We start from the raw sequence: 21001 nt of genomic DNA, 5'->3' as shown, positions 1-21001 counted from the left end.
TCCGCGCGCCTGTTCAGGGCGGTCCTGGTGATCATCGCGCTCGACACGGCGTACCTCGTCGTGGCCGGCGAGGAGCTCTTCGCATCCGGGCGCAGCCCCGGAGAAGAAGCAGCCGGATCCGCCGGGGTCCGCCTCCGCTCCGCGGAGCGGAGGACAATGGAGGGACCCCCAGCGAAGGAGACCACCGTGGATCAGCCGCGCATGAACGTCGAGTCGTTCAACCTCGACCACCGCACCGTCGCAGCGCCGTACGTGCGCCTCGCCGACGCGAAGACGCTGCCCGGAGGCGACCACCTCGTCAAGTACGACGTGCGCTTCACCCAGCCCAACCGCGGGCACCTCGAGATGCCCACCGTGCACTCGCTCGAGCACCTGTTCGCCGAGAAGTCCCGCAACCACTCCGACCGCGTGATCGACTTCTCGCCGATGGGCTGCCAGACCGGCTTCTACCTGCTCCTCTCGGGCGAGCCCGAGCTCTCCGAGGTGCTCGGCCTGGTCGAGGCGACGCTCCAGGACATCACCGAGGCCGACGAGGTCCCGGCCGCCAACGAGACCCAGTGCGGCTGGGGCGCCAACCACTCCCTCGCGGGGGCGCAGGAGGCGGCGCGCACGTTCCTCGCGCACCGCTCGGAGTGGGAGACGGTCACCGCGTGAGCACGGCGATCGTCCTGGTCGCGATGGACGAGGAGGCCGCGCCGTTCCTCGCCGCCGCGTCCAGCGCCTCCGAGCCGCGCGCCGTCGGCAACGCGCTGCAGTGGGAGCTCGAGCTCGACTCCCGCGCGGTGCTGCTCGTCCGCACCGGCATCGGCCTCGTCAACGCGGCCGGCGGTCTCACCGCAGCGATCCTGCGGGAGGGCGGCTCCCGGCCGCTCGTGGTGAGCGCGGGGACCGCCGGCGGCCTGGGCGCCGACGTCCGCGTGGGCGAGGTCGTGATCGGCGCCGAGTACGTGCAGACCGACGCCGATGCGCGGGCGTTCGGCTACGCGCTCGGGCAGGTCCCGGGGATGCCCGCCCGCTACTCCGGGGACGACGCGGCGCTCGCCGCGGAGCTCGAGCTGCTGGAGGGGCCGCCGGTGCGTCGCGGCCTGATCGTCTCGAGCGACGTCTTCGTCTCGAGCGCCCACGTGGACCGCGTGCGGAACGACTTCCCCGGCGCGCTCGCCACCGACATGGAGTCCGTCGCCCTCGCGCAGACGGCGCACGTGCACGGGCTGCCGTTCGTCTCGGTCCGCGGGATCTCGGACCTCTGCGCCCCCGGCGAGTTCGAGGCGCACGTCGACGACGCGGCCGATCGCTCCGTCGCCGTGGTGCGGGCGCTGCTGCGCGGGCTCGGCGACCGGGACTGATGGACGGGCGGCCCTCCGCGACAGCGCGGAAGGGCCGCCCGGCGGTCAGTCGTTGCCGACGTGCTGGTCGCCGGCCTCCTGGGCCTTGTCGACCTGGCCGGCGAACTTCCCGCCGGTCGCGGAGTCGGCGGCGTCGCCCGCCTTGTCGAGTCCCTTGTCGGTCAGCTCCTCGCCCTTGTCGCTGTTCACGGCGTTCTTCGCCTTGTCCGCGAGTCCTCCGAGATCCACCATGGGGTCGTTCCTTCCGTCGATGAGCGCCCGTCAAGCAACGGGCCGCCGCCAGTCTCCGCCGCTCGGCGAGGATCTGCGCGGGGTTGCGTCTCACGGCCGCGCCGAGGACGATGCGCCTCCGGCCCGGCCCGTCAGCCCGCTGCGCCGAGCCCCGTCACCGCACCGGCGATCGCCGTCGTCTCCTCGCCGTCCGGCCAGCGCAGCCGCACGCCCGGCTCCGTGACGACGCTCCCCACCGCGGCCGTCGCGGTCCAGGGTGTGCCCATCCTCGACTCCCCCCGCCGGTCGGCGGTGATCATCGCGAAGCCGGGGAAGCAGCCGAGCCAGTCGGCGGTGCCGGCCGCCTCGGGGACGGGGACCGCCGCGAGGTCGATCACCGCTCCTCCTCCGCTGGCCTCGGCGAGCATGCCGACCGTCCCCACCAGCCCGGCCATGCTCACGTCCTTCGCCGCCCTCGGCCGCGCGAGTCCGACGGAGGCGGCCATCGCCCGGAGCTCCTCCGCGCGCCGGGACGACGTCGAGTCCCACTGGGCGCCCGCGAAGCCGGGCCGCCAGCCGCCGCCGAGGTCGGCCGTCAGCGAGAGCTCGTCGCCCGGAGCGGCGGCGCCCGGCACCGGCGCCGCGGTACGGCCGAGACCGGTGACGCTCAGGGCCGCCGGCACTCCGAGCTGGGTGTGCCCGCCGAGCACGGGGACGCCCCAGGCGGCGGAGGCGGCCCGCAGACCGCTCACGATGCGCGCGGCGGCGGCCGCGTCGCGAGCGCCGATCGCGTCCATCAGCCCGATGCCGGTCGCGCCCATCGCGGTGAGGTCGTTGACGTTGACCAGCACCGAGCACCACCCCGCCCACTCCGGGTGGCGCTCCACCATGGACGGGACGATCGCGTCGCAGACGGCGATCAGGTCGCTGCCCGGGACCGGTGCTCCGTCGTCGCCGACGAAGCCGGCCCCACCGAGGCCCCCCTCGGCCGCCAGCGGAGCCAGAAGGGCGCCGAGGGCCGCCTTGGCCGCGGTGGCCGCCCGGTCGAGCCGGTCGACCGGCCAGCGCATCCGGGCGTGCTCGACTCCGGCGACGGTGCTCGTGCCGATCCTCCGCCAGCCGAGCCGCCGGAACAGCACCTCGTTGCGCAGCTGCACCGAGGCCTCGAAGCGGAGCACCCCGCGCGCCTCCGCCTCCGCGCAGGCCGCGCGCACGAGGGCGGCACCGATCCCGGAGCCGCCCCGCGCCTCGCGCGCCACCACCAGGCGGCTGCCGGTCCACCAGCCCAGATCGCGTCCGCCGCCGACAGGCGCGATCCGGACCCCGCCGAGCACCGCGCCGTCCGGAGCCACCGCGACGAGCACCACCGAGCGCGAATCGTCGTCGGCGTCGTCGTGGTCGTCGCCCGCGAACAGCCCCTGCTCGGCGACGAAGACCTCGCGCCGCAGGGCCCGGTGCGCGGCGAGCTCGCGCTCCTCCGCCCGCACCACCGTGAACGCAGGCGCGACCCGAACACCCTCGAGGATCGAGAGCTCCACCATCAGGCGCCGGCCGTCTTCAGGACGCCGCAGGCCCCGCACGCCGCGCAGCCCGCACTCTGGCCGCTGCTCAGCATCCCGGCCTCGATCAGGAGCGCGGCGACCTCGGCGCTGACCCGCTCCAGCAGTGACCCGGCCGGCGGGAGCACGTGGTCGACCTCGGTCGCCAGGGTCCCGCGCAGCGGACGGAAGGGCACCACGAAGGGGTAGACCCCCATCCCGATCAGCTCGCGGGCGCTCGTGACCAGCTCGTCCGGGTCCTCGCCGAGGCCCACCAGGAGGTAGGTCGAGACCTGGTTGCGGCCGAAGATCCGCACCGCCTCGCGCCACGCCCAGCGGTACTCGTCCAGGCTGACCCGCGCCTTGCCCGGGGTCCAGCGCTGCCGCACCGCGTCGTCCATCGACTCCACGTGGATGCCGATCGAGACGGCGCCCGCGTCCTTCAGCGCCTGCAGCGCCGAGACGTCGGAGGGCGGCTCGCACTGCACCTGGATCGGCAGCCCGGGGACCGCCGCGAGCACCGCGCGGACGCAGCGCGCGAGGTGGGCCGCTCCGCGGTCGCGGCCCTTGGAGGTGCCGGTGGTCATCACCATCTGGCGCACGCCGTCGAGGCGGACCGCCGCCTCCGCGACCTCGGCGAGCTGGGCCGGGGTCTTGACCGCGATGGTCGCACCGGCTTCGAGCGAGGCCTCGATCGCGCAGAAGCGGCAGCGCTCCGCCTCGTCGTAGCGCATGCAGGTCTGGACGACGGTGGTCGCGAGGATGTCACGGCCGTGCAGCCGGGCGATCTTCTCGTAGGAGACGCCGTCGGCGGTGTCGAGATCGTAGAAGCGCGGGCGGCGGACGGGAGTCACGTCCAGGCCGATGTCGGCGCCCTCGAGCAGGAGGCGGTTCCCGCTCACCACGTAGGGGCTGTCGGGGTTCACCGGGATCGCGGCGCCCAGGCCGCCGAGCATCACGTGCCCGTCGTCGCTCGGGCCGGCGCCGGCCTCGCGGTGCACCGGTGCCTCGACGCGGATGCCCTGCAGGGCGATGTCGACGCGGGTGCGGAGGGCGGAGGGGCCGGTGCGGCGGATCCCGGTCGAGTGCGCCCCGCCCGGGGAGTGCGACCCGCCGACCGGGTGCGGGCCGGCGGCCGGGTGCGCCGCACCGGTTGCCGGCGGCGAGGACGCGGGGGAGGGACTGCGGAGATCGGTCACGAGGACTCCTTCGTGGCACCGCGGAGCGGGCCGGACGGGCCGCGCACAGCGGCGGCCGGGATGTCGGTGCGGTCGTCTCACCCCCCAGTCAAGGCGCCTCGTGTTTCGCCCTCGTGACGGGAGGAACGCGGTCTCGTTACGGATCCGCCGTCACGGGAGCTTCTTCCGGTGGAAACCACTCCGAAACATCCCGGCCGTTGACTGGACGCGTTCCACTCCGCACCACTGCTCCACCCCGGCGGACGTCGTCCCGCGTCGTCTCAGCGCATCCCGCCGGAGCCATGCACTCGCACGCCGCTTCGGCGGACCGACACCAGGAGGAACCATGTCCGTCTCCCAGGAGATCGAAGACCAGGTCAGCGCCAACATCGAGATGTCGCGCTCCGAGATCGCCCACCCGGCGCTCCCGAAGGGCAGCAACCTCTACGGCTCCACCAAGGTCTTCCCCGACTACCAGGCCGAGCCCGGGGAGTCGTACCTGACCCTCGTGCACGGCATCGCCCACGAGTCCTCGGTCAGCTTCGTCGCAGTGCTCCAGGCCACCCGCGCGGCGCGGAAGGGCTACGAGTCCGCGCTCTACTTCTACGGGCCCGGCACCATCAACGCGATGGCCACCCGCGGCTTCCCGACGGTCGGCGACTCCGGATTCCCCGGCGAGCAGAACCTCAACAACGCCATCGAGACCTTCATCCAGGAGGGGAACCGCGTCTTCGTCTGCCGGTTCGGCATGGCGCTCCACGGCCTCCGCGAGGAGGACCTGATCGAGGGCTGCATCCCCTGCCACCCGCTCGACGTGCAGGACGCGCTCATCCACTACGCCCGCAAGGGCGCGATCATCAACTCCACCTACAACCTGTAGGCGATCGCGATGACCCTCGTCGGATCGGTCGCGGCGAACTTCACCCGCGACCTGGATCAGAACTACGCGCTCATCGCCTCCCTGGCCGAGGAGGCCCGCGAGAGGGGAGTGCGCTTCCTGGTGCTCCCCGAGGCCGCGATCGGCGGCTACCTCTCCTCGCTCGGCAACCACGGCGACACGGTCGCCACCACCCGCCGCTCCCTCCCGCCGGCGGTGCGCCTGGACGGGCCGGAGCTGCGGCGGGTGCAGGAGATCGTCGGCGACCTGGTGGTGGCGATCGGCTTCTGCGAGCTCGACGACGACGGCGAGACCCGCTACAACGCGGCCGCGCTCCTGGACGGCGGGCAGGTCTACGGCAGCTACCGGAAGGTGCACCAGCCGCTGGGCGAGCACCTCTCGTACTCGCCGGGCCCGGGCTACGGCACCTTCGAGACGCCGGTCGGCCGGGTGGGCCTGCAGATCTGCTACGACAAGGCGTTCCCCGAGGCGGCGCGGTCGATGGCGCTGGACGGCGCCGAGATCATCGCCTCGCTCTCGGCGTGGCCGGCCGCTCGGACGGCGACGGCCGAGAACCTGCAGGAGGACCGCTGGACGTACCGGTTCAATCAGTTCGACATCGCCCGCGCCCTCGACAACCAGGTGTTCTGGCTCGCCTCGAACCAGTCGGGGACCTTCGGCTCGCTCCGCTACGTCGGGAACGCGAAGGTCGTCGATCCCGGCGGCAACGTGCTCGCGACGACGCTGCTCGGAGCAGGCATGGCCGTCGCCGACATCGACGTGCGCGGCGCCTTCGAGGCGATGCGCGGCGGGATGTTCCACCTGCGCGACCGGCGGCCCGACGCCTACGACATCGACCGGGTCTGGAACGGAGGACTCGTCCATGCCTGAGATGACCTTCCACGTCCGCTGGCCGGACGGCTCGGAGGAGCGCTGCTACTCGCCGAGCCTGGTCGTGCACGAGTTCCTCGGGACCGGGACCGCCTACTCGCTCGAGGACTTCGTCGCCCGTTCGAGTGAGGCGCTGCGCATCGCGTCGGACCGGGTGCGGGAGCGGTTCGGGTTCGCCTGCACCTCCGCGATGCAGCAGGAGTCCGACATCCTCCGCACGGCGCAGCGCTTCGAGGGCGGCACGGTCAGGGTGCTCGCGATGGAGCCGCCCGCTCCGGCCGGGCAGCGGGTGCGGCCGTGAGCGCCGCTATCGAGCCCGGGCGCCACGTCGAGGTCGCGGTGGTCGGAGGCGGGCAGGCCGGGCTCTCGATCAGCCGGCACCTGGTCGACGACGGCATCGAGCACGTCGTGCTCGAGCGCGCGACCATCGGCCACGACTGGATCGACCGCCGCTGGGACGCCTTCACCCTCGTCACGCCGAACTGGCAGTGCCGCCTCCCCGGGTACCCCTACGACGGGCCGGACCCGGACGGATTCATGACGCGCGACGAGGTGCACGCGTGGGTGCGCCGCTACGCGCAGAGCTTCGACGCCCCCGTGGTCGAGGGCGTGGAGGTGAGCCGGCTCCGCGAGCGCGCCGGGGGAGGGTTCGAGCTGATCACGAGCGCGGGCGCGATCACGGCCGACCAGGTCGTCGTGGCGACCGGCGGCTACCACCGCCCGGTCCTCCCCGCCGTCGCCGCGCGGCTGCCGTCGGACGTGCTGCAGCTCCACTCCGCCGACTACCGCTCGCCGGAGGCGCTCCCGCCCGGCGGCGTGCTCGTCGTCGGCTCCGGGCAGTCGGGCGCGCAGATCGCCGAGGACCTCTTCCTCGCCGGGCGCGAGGTCCACCTCGCCCTCGGCAGCGCGCCGCGGGTGGCGCGCTTCTACCGGGGCCGCGACTGCGTCGCCTGGCTCCAGGACATGGGCGTGTACGACGTCCCCGTCCACGCGCAGGTCGGCGGGCTCACCAAGCGGGAGTCGACCAACCACTACGTGACGGGGCGCGGGGGCGGGCGGGACATCGACCTGCGCGCCTTCGCCCGCGACGGGATGCACCTCTACGGCCGACTGGCCGGGGTGGAGGGGTCCCGGCTGCGCTTCGCCCCCACGGCGGAGGCGTCGCTCGACTACGCGGACTCGGTCGCGGAGTCGATCAAGGACGACATCGACCGCTACATCGCGGCGCACGGCATCGACGCTCCCGAGGAGGACCGCTGCCGTCCGGTCTGGCGGCCGGAGTCCGAGGCGACCGGGCTCGACCTCGCGCGCATCGGCAGCGTCGTCTGGGCGGTCGGGTTCCGCTCCGACTACCGCTGGGTCGAGATCGGCGTGTTCGACGGCGCCGGCCATCCCACCCACCAGCGCGGAGTGACGAGCGTGCCGGGCCTGTCGTTCCTCGGGCTGCCGTGGCTGCACACCTGGGGGTCCGGCCGCTTCGAGGCGATCGCCCGCGATGCGGGGCACCTGGCGGAGGAGGTCCGGCGAGTGCGCGAGGCGGGGCGCTTCGCTCGGGAGCGCGAGCCGGATCTCGCCGGATAGCCTCCTCGCATGACGGAGACGGTGATGGGTGCGGTCGCAGCGCACTTCGGTCGCGACATCGACCGCACCCTCGCCAAGCTCGCCGGCATCATCGCTCACGCCCGCGAGCGCTCGGTCGACCTGCTCGTGCTCCCGGACGCGACCCTCGGCGGCTACCTGCTCGACCTCCAGCACCCCGGGCCGGACCTGCCGCCGAGCCTCGAGCTCGATGGGCCGGAGGTCGCCCGCGTGGCCGAGCTGGCGGGCGATCTCACCGTGTGCTTCGGGATCGCGGAGCGCGCGCTCGAGGGCGGTCGCGAGGTCCGCTACGACACCGCGGTCTGCGTGCACGGCGGGCGCGTGATCGGCACGCACCGCAAGGTCCACCTGCCGCTGGGCGAGTCCGAGGCGTACCTGCCGGGTCGCGGCTTCGCCGCCTTCGACTCGCCGATCGGGAGGATGGGGATGCTGATCGACTTCGACAAGACCTTCCCTGAGTCCTCGCGCTCGCTGGCCCTCGACGGCGCGGAGGTGCTGGCCTGCCTCAGCGCGTGGCCCGCGAGCGTGACCGACCGCTCCGATCGGATCCGCAACGACCGCCAGGCCCACCTGTTCGATCTCTACGACTGCGCCCGCGCCGCCGAGAACCAGGTCTACCTCGTCTCCTCGAACCAGACCGGCGTGCTCGGCGGCCTGCGGTTCCTCGGGCAGGCGAAGGTCGTGGATCCGGCGGGAGAGATCATCGCGAAGACCTGGGCGAAGGGCGGGCTCGCGCTCGCCTCCGCTGACGTCGCCGGCTCCGTCGCCCGCGCCCGCCGCACGATGCACCACCTCCGCGACCGCGCGGAGCACGCCTACCGGAGCTGAGATGCGGATCTGCCTGCTGACCTACTCCACCCGGCCGCGCGGCGGGGTGGTGCACACCCTCGCCCTCGCCGAGGCGCTCGCGCGCGCCGGACACGACGTCACGGTGCGCACGCTCGCCCGGGGCGGCGACGACTCCTTCTTCCGCCCCGTCGATCCGTGCGTGACCGTGCGGGTGGTGCCCTTTCCGCACCGCGAGGGCGAGCCGGTCGGCGCCCGCATCGTCCGGTCCATCGCCGCGATGGCCGAGGCCCTGCGGGGCGAGGACGCCCCGGTCGTCCACGCGCAGGACTGCATCTCGGCCAACGCGGCGCTCGCCGCCGGACTCGCGCCGATCCGCACGATCCACCACCTGGACGACTTCACCACCCCGGAGCTGCGCGCCTGCCACGACCGCGCCGTCCGGCTCCCCCTGACCCGGCTGTGCGTGTCCGCTGCGGTCGCCGAGGAGGTGCGCGCCGGCTGGGGGCTGCTGCCCGACGTGATCCCGAACGGTGTCGACGCGGCGCGGTTCGCGGCCGCCGTCGACGATCCGCTGACCGGGGGGTGGCGGGCCGAGCTCGGCCCGTACCTCCTCGCCCTCGGCGGCATCGAGCCGCGGAAGGGCAGCATCGAGCTGCTCGAGGCGTGGGCTCTGCTGCGCGAGCGCGGCCACGACGTCGCGCTGGTGTTCGGCGGCGGCGAGACCCTGTTCGACTACCGCGAGTACCGGGCCGCCTTCGACCGGAGGGCGGCCGAGCTCGGGATCGCTCCGGTGATCCTCGGCACCGTTCCGGAGGAGAGGCTCGCTCCGCTCGTCGCCGGCGCCTCCGCGCTGGGCTTCGTCTCGGTGAAGGAGGGGTTCGGGCTGGCGGCGATGGAGGCGCTCGCCGCGGGGGTGCCGGTCGTGGCGCGGGAGCTGCCGGTGATCCACGAGGTGTTCGGGGACGCGGTCCGCTACGGGCGGGACCCCGCCTCCTTCGCCGACGCGCTGGAGGAGGCCCTGACGCTGCCCTCGCCGGACGGCCGGGCCCTGGCCGCCTCGCACTCCTGGGACGACGTCGCGGCCGCGCATCTGCGGTTCTACGAGCGGGTGCTCGACGGCTCGGTTCAGAGCTCAGGAGGAACTCCTCCGGACGGGCCGGGATCCGCGCGAGCAGGCGTGCCCGGATGACTCCGTCCTGCCGCCTGGACACGATCGGGCGCCGCCGGTGACCCGCCGGTCGATCTCGCGCATCGTCACCGGTCTCGCCGACGCCGATCCCGACCGGATCGTCGCCGTGGCCGACGAGGGCGCGCTGACGGCGGGGGAGCTCGACCGCGAGAGCACCCGCCTCGCCCGCGCCTACCGCGATCTCGGCGTCCGGACCGACGACCTCGTCACCGTCTCGCTCTCGAACTCGCTGGACGCGCTCGTCGTCTGCGCGGCGGTCTGGAAGGCGGGCGCCGTGCCGCAGCCGGTCTCGACCGGGCTGTCGGCGGCGGAGCGCGCCGAGGTGGAGCGGATCGCGCGGCCGGCGCTCGTCATCGGCGCGCCCTCCTCCTCCGCTGTCCCGTGGCGCGCGGGCGACTGGCGGCCCGGGCCGGAGGTGCCGGCCGGCTCGCTCGAGGACCGGTGGGCCTCGTCCTGGAAGGCGCCCACCTCCTCCGGCAGCACGGGGCGGCCGAAGGTGGTGCTGGCCGCGGGCCCGGCGCTGCTGGATCCGGACGCGCCGGTCGCGCCGTTCCTGCCGCGCGAGGGCGTGCAGCTGGTGAGCGGCCCGCTGATGCACTCGGCGACCTTCACCTACGCCTTCCGCGGGCTGATGACCGGGCAGCGCCTGGTGCTGCTGCCGCGGTTCGACGCCGCCCGGGTCCTCGCGGCGATCGAGGAGCACCGCGTCACCTGGACCCTGCTCGTCCCGACCACGATCCGCCGCCTGCTGGCTGCGCCCGACCGGTCGGGGGCGGACGTGTCCTCGCTCGCGACGGTGCTGCACCTCGGAGCGCCCTGCGCGCCCGCCGACAAGCGGGCGCTGATCGGCTGGCTCGGCCCGGAGCGGGTGGTCGAGGTCTATGCGGGCAGCGAGTCGAACGGACTGACGATGATCACGGGCCGGGAGTGGCTGGAGCACCCGGGCAGTGTCGGACGGCCGATCAGCGGGACGACCCTGCGCATCCAGCGGGAGGACGGCACGGAGGCTCCGACCGGCGAGCTCGGCCGCATCTGGCTGCACCGCGGCGAGGCCCCCGCCTACCGCTACCTCGGCGCGGGCTCGCGGCGGACGGAGGAGGGCTGGGACACCCTCGGCGACGTCGGCCGCGTCGACGGGGACGGGTGGCTCTGGGTGGTCGACCGCGCCGACGATCTGATCCTCCGGGGCGGAGTGAGCGTCTGGCCGGCCGAGGTCGAGCGGGTGCTGGAGGCCCTGCCCGGAGTCCGCGGGGCGGTCGCCTTCGGCGTGCCGGACACGGAGCTGGGGCAGGCGGTGGAGGCGGTCGTCGACGTGGGCGACGCGGGCGTGGACCCGGCCGGTCTGCTCGCTCGGGCGAACGCCGAGCTGGGCGCTGAGCGGCGCCTCCGGGCCCTCCGGATCGTGCACGAGCCCGTTCGGAGCGACGCGGGCAAGGTCCGTCGCTCCGCGCTCGCCCCCGTGGCGCAGACGCTCGGGACCCACCGTTCCGCCGGCACCCCGGATGGGCCAGAGTAGGCCCTGCGCCCCCGCGCACCGACCCCAGGGAGACCCGATGAAGTACATGCTGATCATGCGCGCGACCGATGCGGCGAAGGAGGCCTACGCCTCGATCCCGTTCGACGAGATCATCACCCGGATGGGGCAGTACAACGAGGCGATGATCGAGGCGGGCGTGCTGCTCTCGGGCGACGGCCTGGCCGACGACGTCGCCTCCTCCGGCTTCGTGGTCGACTTCTCCTCCGAGCCGCCGACCGTCGTCGACGGCGCCTACGGCCCGACCGAGTCGCTCTTCAACGGCTTCTGGATCATCGGGGTCGACTCCAAGGAGCAGGCCCGCGAGTGGGCGCTGCGCTGCCCCCTGGTGCCCGGCAACCGCCTCGAAGTGCGCCGGATCACCGACGAGAGCGACTTCGCGGAGTTCGCCGACAACGAGTACGTGCAGAAGGAGGCCGGCTGGCGCGAGGACGAGGCGGCCCGCGCCTCCGGGGACTGACGCGGCGGCGGGCGTCACGCCTCCGTGACGACGCCCGCCTCGACGTGCCAGTGCCGCGTCAGCTGCACCGTCTCGAGCATCCGCCGGTCGTGGGTGACCAGCAGCAGGGTGCCCTCGTACGCCTCGAGCGCCTCCTCCAGCTGCTCGATGGCGACGAGGTCGAGGTGGTTGGTCGGCTCGTCGAGCACCAGGAGGTTCGTGCCGCGGGCCTGGAGGAGCGCCAGGGCGGCCCGCGTCCGCTCGCCCGGCGAGAGCTCGCCGACGCGGCGGCCGACGTGGTCGGCCTTCAGCCCGAACTTGGCCAGCAGCGTGCGGACCTCGGCGGTCGGCCACTCGGGCACCAGCGCCTCGAACGCGTCCGCGAGCGGCACCTCGGCGGCGAGCATCCCGCGGGCCTGATCGATCTCGCCGATCGCCACGCTCGCTCCGAGGGAGGCGCCGCCCTCCTCCGGCTCGGCGCGGCCGAGGAGGAGCGACAGCAGCGTCGACTTGCCGGCGCCGTTGGGCCCGGTGATGCCGATCCGGTCGCCCGCGTCGACCTGGAGCGACACCGGCCCGAGCGTGAAGGCGCCGCGGCGGGCGACCGCGCCGTTCAGTGTCGAGACGACCGAGCTCGAGCGCGGGGCGCTGCCGATCGTGAAGGCGAGCTGCCACTCCTTGCGCGGCTCCTCGACCTCCTCGAGCCGCGCGATCCGGCTCTCCATCTGGCGCACCTTCTGCGCCTGCTTCTCGCTCGACTCCGCCGAGGCCTTGCGGCGGATCTTGTCGTTGTCGGGGGCCTTCTTCATCGCGTTGCGCACGCCCTGGCTCGACCACTCCCGCTGGGTGCGGGCGCGGGAGACCAGGTCGGCCTTCTGCTCGGCGAAGTCCTCGTACTTCTCGCGGCGCTGGCGCCGCGCGGTCTCGCGCTCCTCCAGGAACGCGTCGTAGCCGCCTCCGTAGACCCGGTTGGTGCCCTGCGCGAGATCGAGCTCGAGCACGCGGGTGACGCTGCGGGCGAGGAACTCGCGATCATGGCTCACGAGCACTGCGCCGCCGCGGAGTCCGCGGACGAAGGCCTCCAGGCGCTCCAGGCCGTCGAGGTCGAGGTCGTTGGTCGGCTCGTCGAGCAGCACCACGTCGAAGCGCGAGAGCAGCAGCGCCGCGAGGCCGACCCGCGCCGCCTGCCCGCCGGAGAGGGAGGTCATCGTCGAGGAGGCGGCCGCGGCTCCGAGCGACAGGCCCAGGTCGGCCAGGACGACCGGGGTGCGCTCGTCGAGGTCGGCCGCGCCGCTCGCGAGCCAGCGGTCGAGCGCGAGGGCGTAGCGGTCGGCGATCGAGCCGTCGGGATCGGGGTCGGCCAGGGCGGAGGCGGCGGCGTCGAGCTCGGCGGAGGCCTCTGCGCAGCCGGTGCGGCGCGCGATGTAGCCGGCGACGGTCTCGCCCTCGCGGCGCTCGTGCTCCTGCGGCAGCCAGCCGACGAAGGCGTCGCCCGGCGAGAGCACGACGGAGCCCTCGAGCGGAGCGGTCTCGCCCGCGAGGATGCGCAGGAGCGTCGACTTGCCGGCTCCATTCGCCCCCACGACGCCCACCACGTCCCCGGGGGCGACCGTCAGGTCGAGTCCGTCGAACAGGGTGCGGTGCGCATAGCCTCCGGAGAGGCCCTTGGCGACGAGGGTGGCGGTCACCGGTCCAGCGTAGGCGCGGGCGACTCGCTAGACGGCCTGGTGATCAGCCGGTCTAGGATGTGCGGATGAGCGACACGAGCCTGCGGAGCGGCGCCGGGTACTGGTACCCGGACGAGTCGTCCACCCGCCGTGCGGTCGAGGTGCTGAGCGCCATGCGCACGTACCGCGTCTCCGAGGTCTCGATGCGCCGCCGCACGCGCGAGCGGATGGCGATGGGCGAGACGGACCTGATCGCCATCCAGTACCTGCTCCGCCAGCAGCGCAAGGGCGAGCTGGTGACCGGCAAGGACCTGGCCTCGCACCTCTCCATCTCGTCCGCGTCGACCACGGTCCTCATCGACCGCCTGGTCCGCAGCGGCCACCTCGTGCGCAAGCCCAACCCGACCGACCGGCGCGGGATCGTCGTGGAGGCGACCGTCGACAGCGACGACGAGGTGCGCGCCACGCTCCAGGAGATGCACCGCCGGATGCTCGAGATCGCCGAGGACCTGGACGCACCCGAGGCCGAGGTCGTCGTCAATTTCCTCCGCCGGATGAGCGCGGCCGTCGACGAGATCGACGCGGAGCACGGCGACGGGCACGATACGGACGAAGTGGACGACGCGGAACCCTCCGCAGCCAAATAGCTAGACGGACTAGTAATAAGCCGAGGGGCCTATAGTCTGGCGGCATGGGTCAATTCCTCTACGGCACTCCTCCCGCCGTCATCGAGATCGAGGACCGGACCCTGGCCCACCTCCAGATCGTGATCTACGCGAAGTTCCGCCGCGACGAGCGCTTCAGCCTCACCCTCGACTCGATGCCCGAGGGCGCGCGCGGCCGCCACTCCTTCTGGATGAACCCGAACATCGCCCTGCAGTTCCACTTCGCGGGGAGCCGGCAGCCGACGATCAACCCGACCTGGGTCGAGCTCCTGATGGACGCGGCGAACAGCGGCGGCGGGCTGCGCCTGCTCCCCGAGCCCCCGTCGTGACCCGGTCCCGGTGAGGCCGACCCGGCCCGGACGACCGCGGAGCTCCCCGCACGACAGTGGATCCGCAGCACCGGCCTCCTGCGACAGCACGTGCCGCCGGCCGCCCCGTCTCCTAGGGTGGAGCGGGCGCCGCGGGGCGCGCGGAGGGCGGGGGACATGCGCAGGACGGTCATCGGAGCGACGGCACTGGCCGGGGTGCTCGCGCTCGCGGGGTGCTCGGCGCCCGCTCCGGCTCCCACGGTCACGGTCACCGTGTTCGCCACGGCGACGCCGACTCCGGTGCCGGACCCGACCGTCACGGCGGCGCTCCCGCAAGCGACGGCCACGGTCTTCGCGCCGGTCCCCGAGGCGACGGTCACCTTCACGCCGAACGCGACACCGGACATCCCCGAGACCGCCTTCGCGGTTGACAACGGCGCGGTTCCCGGGGCGAACGGCGAGCCGACCCGCGACGGGGAGGGGGACATCGTGAGCTACACCGTGGTGCAGGGCGACACGTTCTTCGACATCGCGCAGCGCTTCGGGATCCCGGTGCAGCAGCTGCTCCGGATGAACCCGACGATCGCCGGAGCCGGCGAGGCGGTCTACATCAATGCAGTCATCAACCTCGACGCGAGCACGCTGGGCTGAGCGGAGCGGCGAGCCGCGGAGGCGGTCGCCCGGAGCGACCCGGCTACTGCGACTTCGGCAGGACGTGGAACGCGACGGCGAGCGATCCCGAGATCATCAGGATGCCGCCGACGAAGAGGAATCCGGCGATGTCGGGCAGCAGGAACGAGTTGCCGAGAACGAGGATCCCGCCGAGGAACAGCACGAACGAGAGGACGACGCCCAGACCAGTCATGCCCTCATCGTACGCAGGTCACGGGAGCAGGAGGTCCGCGAGCTCCTCGGCGCCGGACACCAGCGCGATCGTCCCGACCGCCTCGAGCGGCGATCCGTAGCCCCACTCGACCATGATCGTCGGCACGCCGTGGGCGGCGGCGCCCTGCACGTCGTGCTCGCGGTCGCCCACCATCACCGGCGCCGAGAGGTCGACGCCGAGCTCGCGGAGCCGGCGCAGCGCCTCCTCCACGACGTCGGCCTTGGCGCTGCGGACCTCGTCCTCGGAGGCGCCGCAGATCACCGTGAAGTACTGCGCCAGTCCGTAGTGCTCGAGGATGCGCGTGGCCGCCGACTCCGGCTTGGAGGTCGCGAGCGAGAGCGGCACGCCGGCCTCGGCGATGCGCGCCAGCACCTCGGGCAGCCCCGGGTAGACCGAGGAGTCGAACAGCCCGCCCGCGTTGTAGCGGCGGCGGTAGACCACGAGCGCGGCCTGCGCCTCCTCGACGGTCATCCCGCCGAGCTCGCGGAACGCCTCGAGCAGCGGAGGGCCGACGTAGGCCAGCAGCTCGGCCGGAGCGGGCACGGGGCGGCCCAGCTCGACGAAGGTCTCGACGAGGGTGCCGGTGATGCCGGGGGCGGAGTCGGTGATCGTGCCGTCGAGGTCGAACAGGATGCAGGACCAGGTGCCGGCTCGCGCGTCGAGGCCGGTGGCGGCGAGGGTCGTGTCGGACATGGCGGGCTCCTGACCTCGGAGGACGGGGTGACGCCGGCGCTGCCCCGCCGGGGGCCACACTCTACGGCCGTTCGGCGTCCAGAGCCCGTTCGACGAACGAACGGGTGACGACCTGGGCGATCGAGCCGGGGTCGAGCTGCACGGCGACGAAGTCGGCGGTGCGGATCAGCGCGAAGGCCTCGCGTCCGGGGAGGACCAGCATCTGCACCCGCGGATGCTGCTGCCGGGGGACCGCGGTGCGCACCTCGTCCGTGGAGGTGAACAGCGGCAGGACCTGCTCCCCGGTGGTCGTCGCGACGGTGCGGACGTGCGGCACGCCTCCGGGCTGGGAGCCCGTGACGTCGACCACGAGGGAGCCGTCGAGGCAGGCCTCGAGCAGCCGGTCGACGGCCTCGGCGGTGGGAGCGGCGACGAGCGCCTCCAGCGCTTCCCGAGCCTCCGCATTGCGGTACGGACCGGGTCGCGCCGGGCGTGCAGGGGGTCCGCCTCGTCGTGCCATGGCTCCACGCTAACGAAGACCGGGGCGTGATCGGAATCGCCGGGACCGGTTCCCGGGAATGCGCGCGATCGGTGTCCGGAATCGTTACGGCCGTCTGCGGACACCGTGTCCTCCATTCGACAGCTGGTGGCGAACAGCTCGATTCAGCCGTGATTGCCTCCGCTTATCCTGAACATTCCCCTCGACATGGCGCGAGAAAGGGACGAATGGCGCCATTCATGGCGCACTCGATTGTGAAAGGGGGTAATGTCTCTCCCGGTCCGGGTCGAGACAGTCCGGTCCCGCGAACTCCAGGAGGAAAAGTGGCCCAGAAGATCACGCTTGTCGACGATATCGACGGAACCCTTATCGATTCCGGTGACGGCGGTACCGTCCGCTTCAGCATCGAGGGCGCCAACTACGAGATCGATCTCGGCCCCGACAACATCGCCGAGCTCCACTCGGCGCTCGAGAAGTTCGTCTCGAGCGCCCGCCGCGTCGGCTCGCGCCCCGCGGCCGCCACGAGCGTCGCGACCGCCTCCAAGAGCGACCCCAAGCAGCTCAAGGCCATCCGCGAGTGGGCGAACGCCAACGGCCACCCCGTCTCCGACCGCGGACGCATCCCCTCCGAGGTCCAGGCCGCCTACCAGGCCGCCCACAAGTAGCGGCCGCCGGGCTCTCGGCCCGGTGAGACGCCGCATTCCCGGGCCTCGCGCCCGGTGAGCGGAAGGCCCCCGTGATCCGATCGCGGGGGCCTTCGCCGTGCCTGTCAGAACAGGCGCGTGTGGGAGTCGTCGGTGCCGCGCATGGCCTCGTAGTCGAGCACCACACAGCGGATTCCGCGGTCCTCGGCGAGAGTCCGCGCCTGCGGCTTGATCTCCTGAGCGGCGAAGACTCCCGTCACCGGGAAGAGGTGCGGATCGCGATTCATCAGCTCGAGATAGCGGGTGAGCTGCTCGACTCCGTCGATCTCGCCGCGGCGCTTGATCTCGACGGCGACGGCGGCTCCCGAGGAATCGCGGGCGAGGATGTCGACCGGGCCGATCGCGGTCATGTACTCGCGCCGGACGAGAGTGTGCCCCTCTCCGAGGAGGCCGATCTGCTCGGCGAGAAGGCGCTGGAGATGCGACTCTACTCCGTCCTTGACGAGTCCCGGATCGACGCCGAGCTCGTGCGCCGAATCGTGCAGCACCTCGTGGATCGAGACGACGAGAGCGTCGCCGGTCTTGCGGTGCGCGACGGTCCACTGCTGCGTCACTCCCGCGGCGCGCGCCTCCCCGTCGGGCTCGCCCGTGATCAGCGTGCAGGGCGGGCTCATCCAGTTCAGCGGCTTGTAGGAGCCGCCGTCGGAGTGGATGAGGACGCTCCCGTCGGCCTTGACGAGCAGGAGGCGGGTGGCGAGCGGGAGGTGGGCGCTGAGACGGCCGGTGTAGTCGACGGAGCAGCGCGCGATGACGAGACGCACCCGTCGAGGATAGACGGCGCGGCTCCGGCGGGCTCCCGGCTCAGCGCGCGGCGACGGGAGGCCGGCGGCCGAGCGGAGGAGCGGGCGGCGGCACCGAGAGCGAGGCGCGCAGCGCGACCGCGAACTCGGCCGGCGCCTCCGCCCACGGGTGGTGGCCGCTCGACTCGATGACGGCCAGGCTCGCCTGCGGCAGGAGCGCGGTGAGCGCCTCCAGAGCGGCGACGCCCGTCACCGGATCGTCCTCGCCGCCGAGGACGACCGCGGGGCAGTCGAGGCGCTGCAGAGCGTCGCGGATCGCCGCGGTGTCGTCGGAGCCGGCGGGAGTCGTGTGACCGGCAGCCCGGTCGTCGATCCCGAGCCAGGCGGTGCCGGGGGCGATCAGGAGCAGGTGGGCGACGCGCTCGGGCGCGTCCACGGCGGCGAGCAGGACGGCGCGGCAGCCGGAGTCGTGCGCGGCGAGATCGAGCTCGTCGACGCCGAGGTGGCGGCGCAGGTCCTCCACGTCGGCGGCCGTCGTGGCCGGGGGAGCGGGAGGCAGCTCCGCGGAGTCGCCCACTCCGCGCGGGTGCAGCACGAGGACGCGGCGCGTGCAGGCGATCGAGGCGAACGAGCCGAGGTAGGAGGGGTGGCGCTCCGGCTCACCGGGGACGACCACCAGGGGCCGCCCCTGACCGGCTCCGTGCTCGTCGACGTGGAGCAGGGCGCCGTCGCGCGCTCGGTACCGCATCCGCTCCCCCTCCGCCGCCGTCCTGGGAAGCCTAGGGGGAGGCGCGCCGGGGCGCCCGGGCCCCACGGGGGCTTGCGGAGGCGCGTGGAGCGGGGCGGTCAGCTCCGTCGGCTGCGGGCGGCGGGGGAGGCGAGCCCGGCGACGACCACCAGGGCCAGCACCAGGAAGAGGGCGTTCAGCAGGCCGTAGTGCTCGCCGAGGAAGCCGATGGCCGGCGGTCCGACCAGGAACGCGACGTAGCCGAGCATCGCCACCGCGCTGACGCGGGCGGCCGAGTGCGGCCCCTCCGCCGCGGCCGACATGCCCACCGGGAAGCCGAGCGAGCAGCCCAGACCCCAGGCGACCGCGCCGACGACGACGAGCGCGTCGACCGGGGCGAGGATGAACAGCAGGATGCCGACGATCGCGAGCCCGGCGGAGGCGCGCAGCACCGGGACGCGGCCGAAGCGGTCGAGCACGGGCCCGCCGATCACGCGTCCGACGGTCATGGCGGCGACGAACACGCCGAACACGACGGCGGCGGTCGTCTTGTCGGTGCCGTGGCCGTCGACCATCGCCAGGGTCAGCCAGTCGTTCGCGGAGCCCTCGGCGAAGGCCATGCCCAGCATGATCAGGCCGATGAGGACGAGGCGGCCGTCGCGCCAGACGCCGAGGGAGGCGGCGACGCGCTCGCGGACCGGCGGCTTCACGGTGGTCGCCGCGCCGGAGGTGTCGAGCTCCTCGCGGACCGGGACGAAGCGGATCGCGATCACCGCGGTCACCGCGATCACCACGGCGATCGCGCCGAGGTGGACGGCGACGGGCACGGCCAGGGCGGAGGCGCCCGCGCCGATCAGCGCGCCGGCCACGGTGCCGAGGCTGAAGAAGGCGTGGAACAGCGGCAGGAGCGTCTTGCCGAAGGCCTTCTCGTTGGCCGCTCCCTCGACGTTCATCATCACGTCGACCGCTCCGTTGCCGAAGCCGAGCATCGCCATGCCGGCGAAGGCCGCGGGGAGGACGCCGATGACGTCGGCCGAGACGCCCAGCACCGCGAGCCCCGCCGCCGAGACGGTGAGGCCGAGCGCCATGCCGCGCCGGGCGCCGATCGCGCCCATGACCGGCGTCGAGAACGCGAGTCCGACGATCGCGCCGATCGACATCGAGAGGATCAGCAGGCCCACTCCGGCGGTCGAGAGCTGGAGCTCGTCGCGGATGGCGGGGGTGCGCGAGACCCAGGTGGCGATCGAGATCCCGCTGAGGACGAAGATCGTGAAGACGGCGTTGCGCCAGGCGACCAGCTGCGGGCGCGTGAGCGCGGACGTCGAGGTCATGGCGGTTCTCCTGGTGCGGGCGGGATCCGGACACCGGATCGAGAGGCACGGTCGAATCGATTCGAAGCGAGCCGGTCTAAGCTATCCGGAACCCCGGGGACGGTCAACCGACGACGAGCGCGCCGCCCCCACGAGGAGGAACGTGGAACCCCGCAAGAGCCCCCGGCCGACGCTCGCCCGCGTCGCGAGCCGGGCCGGAGTGTCCCCCTCCACCGCCTCGCTGGTCTTCAGCGGCTCCGGCCCCGTCTCGGAGGCCACGAAGGAGCGGGTGCTGCGCGCGGCGTCCGAGCTCGACTACGCCGGTCCCGACCCGCGGGCGCGCTCGCTCCGCCGCGGCCGCTCGGGGATCGTGGGGGTCGTCGTGGACGAGCGGATGCTGCACGCGTTCCGCGACCCGATCAAGATCGCCATGCTCGACGGGATCGCCGACGTGCTCGGCGGGGTCGACGCCGGGATCCTGCTGCTCACCGAGACCGGCGACGGCGCGGGCCTGCTGGCGACGGCCCCGGTCGACGCGATGATCCTGGTCGGCTGCAGCCCGTCGGTCGACGACTCCGTCGCCGTGCTGCGCCGCCGCGGGGTGCCGGTCGTCGTGGTCGAGGGCCTCTCGGAGCTGGGCGGCGCCGTGATCTCGCTCGACAACCGCGAGGCCAGCCGCACCCTCGCGGAGCACCTGCGCGAGCTCGGCCACGAGCGGGTCGCGGTGGTCGCGCTCCCGTTCGCGAAGGACCGCCGCCGCGGCGCGATCCCGCCCGGCTGGCGCTCGAGCCCCAGCATCACTCCGGTCGACCGCCTCCTCGGCGTGCAGGACGTCTTCCCGGAGGCGTCGGTCGTCGCCGCCGCGGCGAGCTCCGTCGACGAGGGCGTCGCCGCGGGCCGCACGCTGCTCGAGGGGGCGGAGCCGCCGACCGCGGTCGTCGCGCAGAGCGATCTGCTGGCCGCGGGCGTGATCCTCGCGGCGGAGGAGCGCGGGCTGCGCGTGCCCGAGGACCTCTCGGTGGTCGGCTTCGACGGCGTGCAGGTGCCCGGTCTCGCGGCCGAGTACGACCTCACGACGATGGCCCAGCCCGCGGTCGAGAAGGGCCGTGCGGCGGGACGGGCCGCGGTCGCGCTCCTGGCCGACGAGGAGGCGGAGGCGGTCTGCTTCCACGCCGTCTTCCACCGCGGGAACACCAGCGCTCCGCCGCGCTGACCGGAGTTGTCCACAGGCTT

General features: G+C 73.5%; 25 protein-coding genes. 15 read left to right on the top strand and 10 right to left on the bottom strand.

The genetic code is table 11. From position 1 onward, the window contains the following. Positions 1–201: 201 nt before the first annotated feature. Both C5C46_RS04240 and mtnN read left to right on the top strand, forming a co-directional pair. Complete coding sequence (locus tag C5C46_RS04240; RefSeq protein WP_181134715.1) at positions 202–654, top strand: S-ribosylhomocysteine lyase; 453 nt, start codon at positions 202–204, stop codon at positions 652–654. Next, positions 651–1346, top strand: a complete 696-nt coding sequence (mtnN, locus tag C5C46_RS04235) for a 5'-methylthioadenosine/S-adenosylhomocysteine nucleosidase (RefSeq protein WP_258059322.1) — start codon at positions 651–653, stop codon at positions 1344–1346. Before C5C46_RS04240 ends, mtnN begins: the two co-directional genes overlap by 4 nt. A gap of 45 nt (positions 1347–1391) precedes the next feature. On the opposite strand, the gene C5C46_RS04230 is transcribed toward mtnN, so the two are convergent. From C5C46_RS04230 to C5C46_RS04220, 3 genes are all read right to left on the bottom strand, one after another. Beyond that, complete coding sequence (locus C5C46_RS04230) at positions 1392–1577, bottom strand: antitoxin (RefSeq protein ID WP_104222638.1); 186 nt, start codon at positions 1575–1577, stop codon at positions 1392–1394. Between the two features lie 131 nt (positions 1578–1708). Then, the gene (locus C5C46_RS04225) at positions 1709–3097 is read right to left on the bottom strand and encodes an MSMEG_0567/sll0787 family protein (protein ID WP_104225761.1); all 1389 of its coding nucleotides are present in this window, start codon (positions 3095–3097) and stop codon (positions 1709–1711) included. Beyond that, complete coding sequence (locus C5C46_RS04220; RefSeq protein WP_258059320.1) at positions 3097–4293, bottom strand: MSMEG_0568 family radical SAM protein; 1197 nt, start codon at positions 4291–4293, stop codon at positions 3097–3099. The genes C5C46_RS04225 and C5C46_RS04220 overlap by 1 nt, the downstream gene beginning before the upstream one ends. 325 nt (positions 4294–4618) lie before the next feature. Between C5C46_RS04220 and C5C46_RS04215 the strand changes: the two genes are divergently transcribed. From C5C46_RS04215 to C5C46_RS04180, 8 genes are read left to right on the top strand one after another with little or no spacing between them, the layout of a single operon-like run. Next, positions 4619–5152: an MSMEG_0572/Sll0783 family nitrogen starvation response protein gene (locus C5C46_RS04215; protein WP_104222636.1), complete on the top strand. Its 534-nt coding sequence runs from the start codon at positions 4619–4621 to the stop codon at positions 5150–5152. A 9-nt stretch (positions 5153–5161) separates the two neighbouring features. Further along, positions 5162–6040, top strand: a complete 879-nt coding sequence (locus C5C46_RS04210) for a carbon-nitrogen hydrolase family protein (protein WP_104222635.1) — start codon at positions 5162–5164, stop codon at positions 6038–6040. Beyond that, positions 6033–6341 carry an MSMEG_0570 family nitrogen starvation response protein gene (locus C5C46_RS04205; protein WP_104222634.1) on the top strand — a complete coding sequence of 103 codons (309 nt, stop codon included), beginning with the start codon at positions 6033–6035 and terminating at the stop codon, positions 6339–6341. The genes C5C46_RS04210 and C5C46_RS04205 overlap by 8 nt, the downstream gene beginning before the upstream one ends. After that, positions 6338–7621, top strand: a complete 1284-nt coding sequence (locus C5C46_RS04200; protein ID WP_219812201.1) for an MSMEG_0569 family flavin-dependent oxidoreductase — start codon at positions 6338–6340, stop codon at positions 7619–7621. Before C5C46_RS04205 ends, C5C46_RS04200 begins: the two co-directional genes overlap by 4 nt. Before the next feature lie 9 nt (positions 7622–7630). Next, a complete protein-coding gene (locus tag C5C46_RS04195) occupies positions 7631–8467 on the top strand; it encodes a carbon-nitrogen hydrolase family protein (RefSeq protein WP_104222633.1) in 837 nt (278 codons plus the stop codon). A 1-nt stretch (position 8468) separates the two neighbouring features. Continuing rightward, positions 8469–9617, top strand: a complete 1149-nt coding sequence (locus C5C46_RS04190) for an MSMEG_0565 family glycosyltransferase (protein ID WP_104222632.1) — start codon at positions 8469–8471, stop codon at positions 9615–9617. A 37-nt stretch (positions 9618–9654) separates the two neighbouring features. Continuing rightward, positions 9655–11133 (top strand): AMP-binding protein, encoded by a 1479-nt coding sequence (locus tag C5C46_RS04185; RefSeq protein WP_104225760.1) that lies wholly within the window; start codon positions 9655–9657, stop codon positions 11131–11133. 37 nt (positions 11134–11170) lie between these two features. Continuing rightward, positions 11171–11611: a YciI family protein gene (locus C5C46_RS04180; RefSeq protein WP_104222630.1), complete on the top strand. Its 441-nt coding sequence runs from the start codon at positions 11171–11173 to the stop codon at positions 11609–11611. A gap of 14 nt (positions 11612–11625) precedes the next feature. On the opposite strand, the gene C5C46_RS04175 is transcribed toward C5C46_RS04180, so the two are convergent. Continuing rightward, on the bottom strand, positions 11626–13278 hold the full coding sequence (locus tag C5C46_RS04175; protein WP_104222629.1) for an ABC-F family ATP-binding cassette domain-containing protein: 1653 nt from the start codon (positions 13276–13278) through the stop codon (positions 11626–11628). A gap of 65 nt (positions 13279–13343) precedes the next feature. Here C5C46_RS04175 and C5C46_RS04170 point away from each other — a divergent pair, with 65 nt between their 5' ends. The 3 genes from C5C46_RS04170 to C5C46_RS04160 all read left to right on the top strand — a co-directional run bounded on the left by C5C46_RS04170 (position 13344) and on the right by C5C46_RS04160 (position 14881). Beyond that, positions 13344–13904 carry a MarR family winged helix-turn-helix transcriptional regulator gene (locus tag C5C46_RS04170; protein ID WP_104225759.1) on the top strand — a complete coding sequence of 187 codons (561 nt, stop codon included), beginning with the start codon at positions 13344–13346 and terminating at the stop codon, positions 13902–13904. A 44-nt stretch (positions 13905–13948) separates the two neighbouring features. Then, positions 13949–14251, top strand: coding sequence for an ATP-dependent DNA ligase (locus tag C5C46_RS04165; protein WP_104225758.1), 303 nt, complete (start codon positions 13949–13951; stop codon positions 14249–14251). 156 nt (positions 14252–14407) lie between these two features. Then, positions 14408–14881, top strand: a complete 474-nt coding sequence (locus C5C46_RS04160) for a LysM domain-containing protein (protein ID WP_104222627.1) — start codon at positions 14408–14410, stop codon at positions 14879–14881. Between the two features lie 43 nt (positions 14882–14924). On the opposite strand, the gene C5C46_RS16755 is transcribed toward C5C46_RS04160, so the two are convergent. The 3 genes from C5C46_RS16755 to C5C46_RS04150 form a co-directional block, all read right to left on the bottom strand. Continuing rightward, complete coding sequence (locus C5C46_RS16755) at positions 14925–15095, bottom strand: hypothetical protein (RefSeq protein WP_159911733.1); 171 nt, start codon at positions 15093–15095, stop codon at positions 14925–14927. Positions 15096–15113: 18 nt separating this feature from the next. Beyond that, on the bottom strand, positions 15114–15809 hold the full coding sequence (locus tag C5C46_RS04155; RefSeq protein ID WP_104222626.1) for an HAD hydrolase-like protein: 696 nt from the start codon (positions 15807–15809) through the stop codon (positions 15114–15116). Between the two features lie 61 nt (positions 15810–15870). Beyond that, positions 15871–16308 (bottom strand): SseB family protein, encoded by a 438-nt coding sequence (locus C5C46_RS04150; protein ID WP_104222625.1) that lies wholly within the window; start codon positions 16306–16308, stop codon positions 15871–15873. 302 nt (positions 16309–16610) lie between these two features. On the opposite strand from C5C46_RS04150, the gene C5C46_RS04145 reads away from it, so the two are divergent. Then, positions 16611–16952, top strand: coding sequence for an Lsr2 family protein (locus C5C46_RS04145; protein ID WP_104222624.1), 342 nt, complete (start codon positions 16611–16613; stop codon positions 16950–16952). 104 nt (positions 16953–17056) lie between these two features. Here the strand turns inward: C5C46_RS04145 and nucS are convergent, their stop codons facing one another. The 3 genes from nucS to C5C46_RS04130 form a co-directional block, all read right to left on the bottom strand. Continuing rightward, entirely contained in the window at positions 17057–17752 is a 696-nt protein-coding gene (gene nucS, locus C5C46_RS04140) for an endonuclease NucS (protein WP_104225757.1), read from the bottom strand. A 40-nt stretch (positions 17753–17792) separates the two neighbouring features. Then, on the bottom strand, positions 17793–18479 hold the full coding sequence (locus C5C46_RS04135; RefSeq protein ID WP_104225756.1) for an alpha/beta fold hydrolase: 687 nt from the start codon (positions 18477–18479) through the stop codon (positions 17793–17795). Positions 18480–18577: 98 nt separating this feature from the next. Beyond that, positions 18578–19789 carry an MFS transporter gene (locus C5C46_RS04130; protein ID WP_104225755.1) on the bottom strand — a complete coding sequence of 404 codons (1212 nt, stop codon included), beginning with the start codon at positions 19787–19789 and terminating at the stop codon, positions 18578–18580. 142 nt (positions 19790–19931) lie between these two features. Here C5C46_RS04130 and C5C46_RS04125 point away from each other — a divergent pair, with 142 nt between their 5' ends. Next, positions 19932–20981 carry a LacI family DNA-binding transcriptional regulator gene (locus C5C46_RS04125; protein WP_258059316.1) on the top strand — a complete coding sequence of 350 codons (1050 nt, stop codon included), beginning with the start codon at positions 19932–19934 and terminating at the stop codon, positions 20979–20981. The last annotated feature ends 20 nt before the right edge of the window (positions 20982–21001 follow it).

The sequence above is a fragment of the Rathayibacter sp. AY1E6 genome, assembly GCF_002931115.1.
Taxonomy (GTDB): Bacteria; Actinomycetota; Actinomycetes; order Actinomycetales; family Microbacteriaceae; genus Rathayibacter.
This window is presented reverse-complemented; position numbering and strand designations above follow the sequence as displayed.

Excerpts from the sequence above, each read along its gene's own strand:
- C5C46_RS04230 (WP_104222638.1), bottom strand. The coding sequence starts at position 1,577 with ATGGTGGATCTCGGAGGACTCGCGGACAAGGCGAAGAACGCCGTGAAC.
- C5C46_RS04240 (WP_181134715.1), top strand. The coding sequence starts at position 202 with ATGAACGTCGAGTCGTTCAACCTCGACCACCGCACCGTCGCAGCGCCG.
- C5C46_RS04135 (WP_104225756.1), bottom strand. The coding sequence starts at position 18,479 with ATGCGGTACCGAGCGCGCGACGGCGCCCTGCTCCACGTCGACGAGCAC.
- C5C46_RS04190 (WP_104222632.1), top strand. The coding sequence starts at position 8,469 with ATGCGGATCTGCCTGCTGACCTACTCCACCCGGCCGCGCGGCGGGGTG.
- C5C46_RS04195 (WP_104222633.1), top strand. The coding sequence starts at position 7,631 with ATGACGGAGACGGTGATGGGTGCGGTCGCAGCGCACTTCGGTCGCGAC.
- C5C46_RS04160 (WP_104222627.1), top strand. The coding sequence starts at position 14,408 with ATGCGCAGGACGGTCATCGGAGCGACGGCACTGGCCGGGGTGCTCGCG.
- C5C46_RS16755 (WP_159911733.1), bottom strand. The coding sequence starts at position 15,095 with ATGACTGGTCTGGGCGTCGTCCTCTCGTTCGTGCTGTTCCTCGGCGGG.
- C5C46_RS04225 (WP_104225761.1), bottom strand. The coding sequence starts at position 3,097 with ATGGTGGAGCTCTCGATCCTCGAGGGTGTTCGGGTCGCGCCTGCGTTC.
- C5C46_RS04180 (WP_104222630.1), top strand. The coding sequence starts at position 11,171 with ATGAAGTACATGCTGATCATGCGCGCGACCGATGCGGCGAAGGAGGCC.
- C5C46_RS04155 (WP_104222626.1), bottom strand. The coding sequence starts at position 15,809 with ATGTCCGACACGACCCTCGCCGCCACCGGCCTCGACGCGCGAGCCGGC.
- C5C46_RS04150 (WP_104222625.1), bottom strand. The coding sequence starts at position 16,308 with ATGGCACGACGAGGCGGACCCCCTGCACGCCCGGCGCGACCCGGTCCG.
- C5C46_RS04165 (WP_104225758.1), top strand. The coding sequence starts at position 13,949 with ATGGGTCAATTCCTCTACGGCACTCCTCCCGCCGTCATCGAGATCGAG.
- C5C46_RS04130 (WP_104225755.1), bottom strand. The coding sequence starts at position 19,789 with ATGACCTCGACGTCCGCGCTCACGCGCCCGCAGCTGGTCGCCTGGCGC.
- C5C46_RS04210 (WP_104222635.1), top strand. The coding sequence starts at position 5,162 with ATGACCCTCGTCGGATCGGTCGCGGCGAACTTCACCCGCGACCTGGAT.
- C5C46_RS04215 (WP_104222636.1), top strand. The coding sequence starts at position 4,619 with ATGTCCGTCTCCCAGGAGATCGAAGACCAGGTCAGCGCCAACATCGAG.
- C5C46_RS04205 (WP_104222634.1), top strand. The coding sequence starts at position 6,033 with ATGCCTGAGATGACCTTCCACGTCCGCTGGCCGGACGGCTCGGAGGAG.
- C5C46_RS04170 (WP_104225759.1), top strand. The coding sequence starts at position 13,344 with ATGAGCGACACGAGCCTGCGGAGCGGCGCCGGGTACTGGTACCCGGAC.